We start from the raw sequence: 6,832 nt of genomic DNA, 5'->3' as shown, positions 1-6,832 counted from the left end.
CCGGGGCTTCGTCGTGACTGGGGCGGCCGGCCTGCGGGCCGGCGCGCTCACTGCTGGGTCTTGAAGTACTTGTCGTAGATCTCGTCGTAGGTGCCGTCGTCCTTGAGCGTGGCCAGGGCGTCGTTGAAGCGCTCGGCGAGGTCCTCGTCACGCTGGCGGAAGGCGATGCCGAAACCTTCGCCGAAGTACTCCTTCGGTTCGCTGATCATCTCGCCCACGGTCTCGTAGTCGCCTTCTTCGCTGTCGAGCAGCGTCGACTTGCCGATCGGGAAGTCGAGGAAGGCGATATCGACGCGGCCGGCATCCATGTCCAGCACCAGATCGTCGGCGGTGGTATAGCGGCTGATGTCGGCCACGTCGCCGTAGTTGTCGGTCACGTAGTTGTCCTGCAGCGTGCCGCGCTGGACGCCGATGGTCTTGCCTTCCAGCGACTGCGGATAGATGGTTTCGATACCGCTGTCGGTGGCGGCGAACCAGGCCGACGGCGGCTGGATGTAGGGATCGGAGAAGAGAACGGTCTCGCGGCGCTCGTCGTTGATGGTCATCGACGACATGATGGCGTCGTACTTGCGCGCCATCAGCCCCGGGATGATGCCGTCCCACGCCTGTACGACCCACTCGCACTCGGCGTTGATCTGCTCGCAGAGCGCGTTGCCGAGATCGATGTCGAAACCGGTCAGATCGCCTTCCGGGGTGCGGTACTCCATCGGCTCGTAGGGAACGTCGACCCCAATGCGCAGTTGCTCGGTATCCTGCGCCTGGGCGGCGCCGGCAATCAGGGCGGCGCCGAGAAGGCCGGTAGTCAGCAGATTTTTCATGGATCGCATCTCTCTCAAACGTTGGAAATGTTGTTGTGGGATGATTTCGAGCTTCGAGCTTCGAGCTTCGAGCCGCGGTCAGCGTCGTCGCGAATCTGACCGGTGCCGACCGGGCTGTGCGACGACACGAGCATAACGAATGCTTACACGATTGAATATCGCCGCTTCACCCGGCTTTCGCCAGCCACCCCGTGCCATCACGGCGCCAGCAGGTAGCCGCTGCGGTGGCTCTGGTGACCGGCAACGTCGGCCACGATCATCCCCGCCGTCGCCATCCGACGGTGGCTTCTGGCGTAGAACATGCCTTTCTGCGTCGCTCGCACCGGCTCGACCCGGTCACTCAGCGGATCGATGATCTCGGCGATCAGCGTCCCGGGTTCGACCACGACGCCCGGCGCGAGGTGGAACACCAGCAGCCCGCCGATGGGCGCGTGGAGAAAATCCATCGCCGCGAGTTCGGTCGCCGGGTAGGGCAGTTCGGGCAGCGCCGGTGCCGTGCCGGCGATCAGTCCGAGATAGGTCATCCAGTCGAGGATCGCCTGGCCGTCGCGCTCGGCGAGTTCCCGCGAGACGTCCTGCTGGCCGCGCAGCTCGAGCGTGATCGACTGCGCTCCTTCGTCGATCGGGAAGCGCTCGCCGAAGCGCTGACGCAGCCCCTCCCACACCAGCGTGAAGCACTCGTCGAAGGACTGACCGCCCGAATCGGTGGCGAGCATGCTCGCTTTCGAGCCGAAATAGCGCGCCAGCGGCTCGAAAGCGGGCCACGCCGCGGGGGTGGTGTAGAGATGCTCGACGGCGTTGAAATCGCAGTGCAGGTCGAGCACGAAGTCCGCGTCGCAGGCCAGGCGCATCAGCGTGAGCTGCAGTGACGCCAGGCTGGTGGTCGGCGTGATTGCTGCCAGCGCCGCGGCAAAGCGCGCCCGAATGCAGCGGCGATTGGCGGCAACGTCGCCGTCGAGCTCGCTCTCCAATCCTTCTGCGACCGTCTCGAGCACGCTGACGTAGCGCCGGTTGAAGTTGGTCAGGCTCTCGAAGTCGTAGCGGCCCAGCGGCGTGTCCATCAGCTGCTGGTCGAGCCCGATCGGGTTGGCGACCGGCACCACCGTGACGCGGCAGGCGAGCCGGCCTTCGCGCTCGAGTTCGGTCAGGCGCTGCTTGAGCGTCCAGGCGACCATCATCCCCGGCAGCTCGTCGGCGTGAAGCGAGCCCTGGACGTAGACGTGACGCTCGGCGTCCGGCGGGCCGAAGTGGAAGCTCTCGACATAGCGCTGGGTACCCGGTACCGGGGCGATCAGAGGGTGCTGCTGGTGTTCCACGGCGCTTCCTCGGGTGAACGGTTGGGACAGGGACCGGCCAGCCTTGGCGGCCGGTCTTGGCGGCTGATGACAGGGGGCCGCCGAGGCGACGAACGCCGGCGGGAAGGCGCGTTAGCGGTACTCGGCGCAGTCGGCGTCGCTCGGTCGCACCGAAAGGTCATAGTCGAAGTACTCCTCCATAAGCGCATCGAAGGTGCCGTCGGCATAGACCTCGCAGATCGCCGCGTTGAACTGCTCGGCCAGATCCTCGTCGCGCTGACGAAAGGCGATCGCCGCGCCTTCGCCAAAGATCGATGTGGGTGTCTTGATGGTATCGCCGAGCTGCTTGTAGGGGCTGTCGTCGTCGCGGAAGTCGATCCCCTCGACCGCCAGCGGGAAGTCCTCGAAGGTGAGATCCAGCCGGCCGGCCTGCAGGTCGTTGACCACGTCCTGCGACGAGCCGTAGCGCTGGATGTCGAGCACGTCGCTGTACTTCTCGGTGACGTAGACGTCGCGAATGGTGCCGCGCTGAACGCCAACGGTGAGCCCGTCGAGGGATTCGCGATCACTGATGTCGATGTCCCGATCGCGCGCGGTGATCCAGACGCTCGGCGTGTTGTAGTAGGGCAGCGAGAAGAGCACCTGGCGCTCGCGCTCCGGCGTGATCGCCATCGACGACAGAATGGCGTCGTACTTGCGCGCCAGCAGTCCCGGAATGATGCCGTCCCAGCCCTGCTCGACCCAGCTGCATTCGAGCTCGGCGCGCTGGCAGAGCTCGTTGCCCAGATCGATCTCGAAGCCGCTGAGTTCGCCGTCGGCGCCGCGAACGACGAACGGCTCGTAGGGAACGTCGATACCGAAACGCACGTCCTCCTGCGCCGAGACCGGGGCGGAAACGAGAACGCCGCCAAGCAGGGCGCCGGCCAGCATGGCGCTGTTAAGCATGGCGCTGTTGAGCAGGGCACCGGTGGGTCGAAGGGAAGTCGGTCGCTGGTTCATTGTCGTTTTCCTTTTGCGGTGTCGAGCCGCCGGAGCGGCGAGGTCATGTCGAGGCGAGCGCTCAGCTTTCCCGCGGGCGCAGATGCGCCAGCAGGCGGCGTTCGAGCTGCCGGAACGCGAACATGATGGTGAAGGTCAGGCAGAGATAGACCAGCGCGACGAAGATGAACGCCTGAAAGGGGGCGTAGAAGCGGGCGTAGACGTAGTACGCCGCACCGGTGAGATCCATGATCGTCACCACGCTCGCCACGGCGCTGGCGTGAAGCATGAAGATCACCTCGTTGCCGTAGGCCGGCAGCGCCCGCCGAAACGCGCTTGGCAGCACGATGCGCCGCAGCATCAGGCGTTTCGACATGCCGTAGGCGCGGGCCGCCTCGATCTCGCCTTTGGCGGTGTTCTTGATCGCCCCGTGGAAGATCTCGGTGGTATAGGCCGCGGTATTGAGCGTGAACGCCATCAGCGCAGGGTAGAAAGCGTCGCGGAAGATCGGCCAGAACATCGACTCCTGGATGCCTTCGAAGAAGACCACGCCGTAGTAGACCAGATAGAGCTGGATCAGCAGCGGCGTGCCGCGAAAGACGTACGTATAGGCGTAGATCGGCAGCTTGATCCAGCGCCGCTTCGAGCCGCGGCCGATCGCCAGCGGTACGGCGAGCAGGAGGCCGATCACCAGCGAGAGAAAGACCAGCTGGACCGTGGTCGTCAGGCCGTTCCAGTAGAACTCCAGCGTATTGGCGGTAAAGATCGCGTTGCCGGAGAGCAGATCCGTCCACCAGAGGTTGAGTGATTCCATCAATCGGCCTCCCCGAATCCGGCATTGTAGCGTTGGGTCAGCCGGGAAAAGATCCACTCGGACAGCGTGGCGATCAGCAGGTAGGTGATCGCCACCGGCACCATGAACAAGAAGGGCTCGTGGGTCGCCTTGGTCGCTTCGGCGGCAACCCGAACCATGTCGGTGAGACCGATGATCGACACCAGTGCCGTGGTCTTGAGCAGCACCATCCAGTTGTTGCCGATGCCCGGCAGGGCGTGGCGCATCATCAGCGGGAAACGCACGCGGCGAAACGCCAGCCAGTCGCTCATGCCGTAGGCGCGAGCGGCCTCCATCTGGCCCTCCTCGACGGCCTGGAAGGCGCCACGAAAGGTTTCGCCCATGTAGGCCCCGAAGATCAGGCCGATGGTGACGACACCGGCCACGAACGCGTTGACGTTGATGAAGATATCGATATCGAAGGCGTCGTAGAGCTGATCGGTGAGCATGTTGATACCGATCTGGCCGCCGTAGAAGAGCAGCATCATCAGCACCAGATCCGGCACGCCGCGAATCAGCGTGGTGTAGAGCGTACCGATGCCGTGGACGAACCGGTTGCGCGAGAGCTTGGCGCTGGCGGTGAGCAGGCCGAGAAAGAGCGCCACGATCAGCGACAGCACCGCCAGTTCGAACGTGACCCAGGCGCCCTCGAGCAGCCGTGGGCCGTAACCTTGCAGGTCGATCATGTCATTGGCTCCGAGTCGCGCGGCTCAATGCTTGGGTGCCAGGAACTGACGAAGGCGCTCGGAGCGCGGGTCGTCGAGCACCTGCGCCGGCGGGCCGGACTCCTCGATCACGCCCTGGTGCAGATAGATCACCTGGCTCGAGACGTCCCGCGCGAAGGCGATCTCGTGCGTGACCAGGATCATCGTGCGTCCCTCGTCCGCCAGCCCGCGCATGACCTTGAGCACGTCGCCGACCAGCTCCGGGTCGAGTGCCGAGGTGGGCTCGTCGAAGAGCATCACTTCCGGGTCCATCGCCAGGGCGCGAGCGATCGCGCCACGCTGCTGCTGACCGCCGGACATCTGGGTGGGGAGTAGTCGGCGCGGTCGAGCAGGCCGACCCGATCGAGCAGTGAGCGTGCTTCGTCGATCGCCTGCTTCTTGGGCTTGCCGAGCACGTGGACCGGCGCCTCGATCACGTTCTCCAGCAGCGTCATGTGGGTCCAGAGATTGAAGTTCTGGAACACCATCGAGAGTCGGGCGCGCATGCGCTCGACCTGCTTCCAGTCCATTGGCTCGCGGCCGCGCTTGGTGTTGCGAAAATGGATCGGCTCGTCGTGGACGATCAGTTCGCCTTCGTCGGGCTGTTCGAGCAGATTCATGCAGCGCAGAAACGTGCTCTTGCCCGAGCCGGAGGCGCCGATCAGTGTGATGACGTCGCCCTGATGCGCCTCGAGAGAGAGCCCCTTGAGCACTTCGTGCGTGCCGAAGCGCTTCTTGATGCCTCGCGCTTGGAGCGGGGTTGAGGTCGTGGCCATGAGTGTCCACCGAGTGGGGTTGGCTGGCGAAAAGCGGCGCTCGATCGTCGGTGAAAGTCGCAATGAGAATAACGACGACGATGAGCGCGGCTGTCCGGCGAAAAATCCGGCGATTCTAGCAGTTTCGTCGCTAGGTTCCAGACGACCGGGCTCGGCGTGAGAGTGACCGGGTCCGCTCGAGCGGCGGACGAGGACGGTACTGGGGGACCATGGAGGACTCCTCGCGGTTGTTGTCGTTATATCGGATGCGTTGCCGTCGAGCTGCGATTTCGATTCAAGTCGTTGTTCTGTGGCGATATTTCGATTTCCTTGCGCTCTCTTCGGGGCGCTTCGCCGGCTCAGCGAGCCACTGAGGCGGGCGGCTCGCAACGGCGCACCAGCAGTGCAGCACGCGCGCCGAGTTCGACGCGGGCGTTGGGGAACACCACGGCGAGCGGCGCATCGTCGACCACGAAATCCTCACCGCCCGGCGCCTCGGTCAGCCGTTCGCCGGGGGCGAACTCGGTGAAGTTGGCGACGTCGTCGGCGAAGGTGAAGCGAAATGCCTCGACGTCTCGAACGAGTTCGACGGCGACGCGGTAGAAGGGCAGCGCCGCGTAGGGCGTCTCGACCTCGGCCAGCCCCTGCGCGAGTCGCGCGAGCAGCTCGCGCATGCCGGCGAGCGCCGCCAGGTCGTTGTCGCCGAAGGGACGGACCCGACCGAGCTCCAGCGTGTAGGCCTCCACGCCGTGGTAGTGGCGCGAATAGTGCGAAAAGGTCCAGCTGTGCTGGTGCTGCAGCAGTACCGCCTGCATGTCGGCCTCGGCGAGCAGCGGCCACGTCGACGGCGTGGCAGCGTCGGTGTAGGGCACCACGGCGAAGCGCGGGTAGCGGCTCTCGCGGATCGCGGTGTGCAGATCCAGATGCAGGGGGTGCTCTTGATGCGCCGCGACGAAGTCATCCACCGCCTGCATCAGTTCGCGGGCGCGGTCGGGCTCGTCGCCGCGGGCGTCGAGATCGCGGCGGAAGAGTCGATTCAGGTTGGTCTCGATAAAGCGCGTGCCGGCGCGGATGGCGGGCACGTTGCCGAGGATCATCAGCAGTGGCGCGCCGAGCGTCAGTCGGCCGGCCTCGAGGGCGGCGAGCAGCTCGCCGACGAGCTCGATCGGGGCGGTCTCGTTGCCGTGAATGCCCGCGGAGATCACCACCGGGCGCGCGTCGGGCCGCGGCGAGGCCGGCGTGAGCTCGAGCACGCCGTGACCGCGAAAGCGGTAGCGGCCGCCGGGCACGGTGCCCTGGCGGGAGGATGCCTTGGCATCGTCGGCAAGCGTCTGCGTCAGCCAGTCATCGAGCATGTCGGCTCCTAGGTCGGGAAGGCGGGCCAGCAAAGTTCGCCGTCGAGCATTGCCCGGCCCCTGCAAGACGACAACCCGCAGTGTGCCGCGTTTGA

General features: G+C 65.4%; 6 protein-coding genes and 2 pseudogenes. All 8 read right to left on the bottom strand.

Features of this window, described 5'->3' with window-relative positions; all coding sequences use genetic code 11:
* Positions 1-47: 47 nt before the first annotated feature.
* Positions 48-818 carry an ABC transporter substrate-binding protein gene (locus tag DOM33_RS07770; RefSeq protein WP_110667370.1) on the bottom strand — a complete coding sequence of 257 codons (771 nt, stop codon included), beginning with the start codon at positions 816-818 and terminating at the stop codon, positions 48-50.
* A 197-nt stretch (positions 819-1,015) separates the two neighbouring features.
* Positions 1,016-2,134, bottom strand: coding sequence for a succinylglutamate desuccinylase/aspartoacylase family protein (locus DOM33_RS07765; RefSeq protein WP_110667368.1), 1,119 nt, complete (start codon positions 2,132-2,134; stop codon positions 1,016-1,018).
* Positions 2,135-2,245: 111 nt separating this feature from the next.
* On the bottom strand, positions 2,246-3,112 hold the full coding sequence (locus tag DOM33_RS07760; RefSeq protein ID WP_239495288.1) for a transporter substrate-binding domain-containing protein: 867 nt from the start codon (positions 3,110-3,112) through the stop codon (positions 2,246-2,248).
* A 61-nt stretch (positions 3,113-3,173) separates the two neighbouring features.
* Positions 3,174-3,905 carry an ABC transporter permease gene (locus DOM33_RS07755; protein WP_110667365.1) on the bottom strand — a complete coding sequence of 244 codons (732 nt, stop codon included), beginning with the start codon at positions 3,903-3,905 and terminating at the stop codon, positions 3,174-3,176.
* Positions 3,905-4,609: an ABC transporter permease gene (locus DOM33_RS07750; RefSeq protein ID WP_110667363.1), complete on the bottom strand. Its 705-nt coding sequence runs from the start codon at positions 4,607-4,609 to the stop codon at positions 3,905-3,907. Before DOM33_RS07750 ends, DOM33_RS07755 begins: the two co-directional genes overlap by 1 nt.
* Positions 4,610-4,633: 24 nt before the next feature.
* Positions 4,634-5,260: pseudogene (locus DOM33_RS16490) on the bottom strand (ATP-binding cassette domain-containing protein); the annotation flags it as partial.
* Positions 5,254-5,403: pseudogene (locus DOM33_RS16460) on the bottom strand (ATP-binding cassette domain-containing protein); the annotation flags it as partial. The pseudogenes DOM33_RS16490 and DOM33_RS16460, both read right to left, overlap by 7 nt.
* A 338-nt stretch (positions 5,404-5,741) precedes the next feature.
* A complete protein-coding gene (locus tag DOM33_RS07740; protein WP_110667361.1) occupies positions 5,742-6,737 on the bottom strand; it encodes a succinylglutamate desuccinylase in 996 nt (331 codons plus the stop codon).
* Positions 6,738-6,832 lie beyond the last annotated feature (95 nt).

Origin of the sequence: Salinicola halophilus, assembly GCF_003206155.1 — a bacterium.
GTDB lineage: Bacteria > Pseudomonadota > Gammaproteobacteria > Pseudomonadales > Halomonadaceae > Salinicola > Salinicola halophilus.
This window is presented reverse-complemented; position numbering and strand designations above follow the sequence as displayed.

Excerpts from the sequence above, each read along its gene's own strand:
- DOM33_RS07770 (WP_110667370.1), bottom strand. The coding sequence starts at position 818 with ATGAAAAATCTGCTGACTACCGGCCTTCTCGGCGCCGCCCTGATTGCC.
- DOM33_RS07760 (WP_239495288.1), bottom strand. The coding sequence starts at position 3,112 with ATGAACCAGCGACCGACTTCCCTTCGACCCACCGGTGCCCTGCTCAAC.
- DOM33_RS07755 (WP_110667365.1), bottom strand. The coding sequence starts at position 3,905 with ATGGAATCACTCAACCTCTGGTGGACGGATCTGCTCTCCGGCAACGCG.
- DOM33_RS07750 (WP_110667363.1), bottom strand. The coding sequence starts at position 4,609 with ATGATCGACCTGCAAGGTTACGGCCCACGGCTGCTCGAGGGCGCCTGG.
- DOM33_RS07740 (WP_110667361.1), bottom strand. The coding sequence starts at position 6,737 with ATGCTCGATGACTGGCTGACGCAGACGCTTGCCGACGATGCCAAGGCA.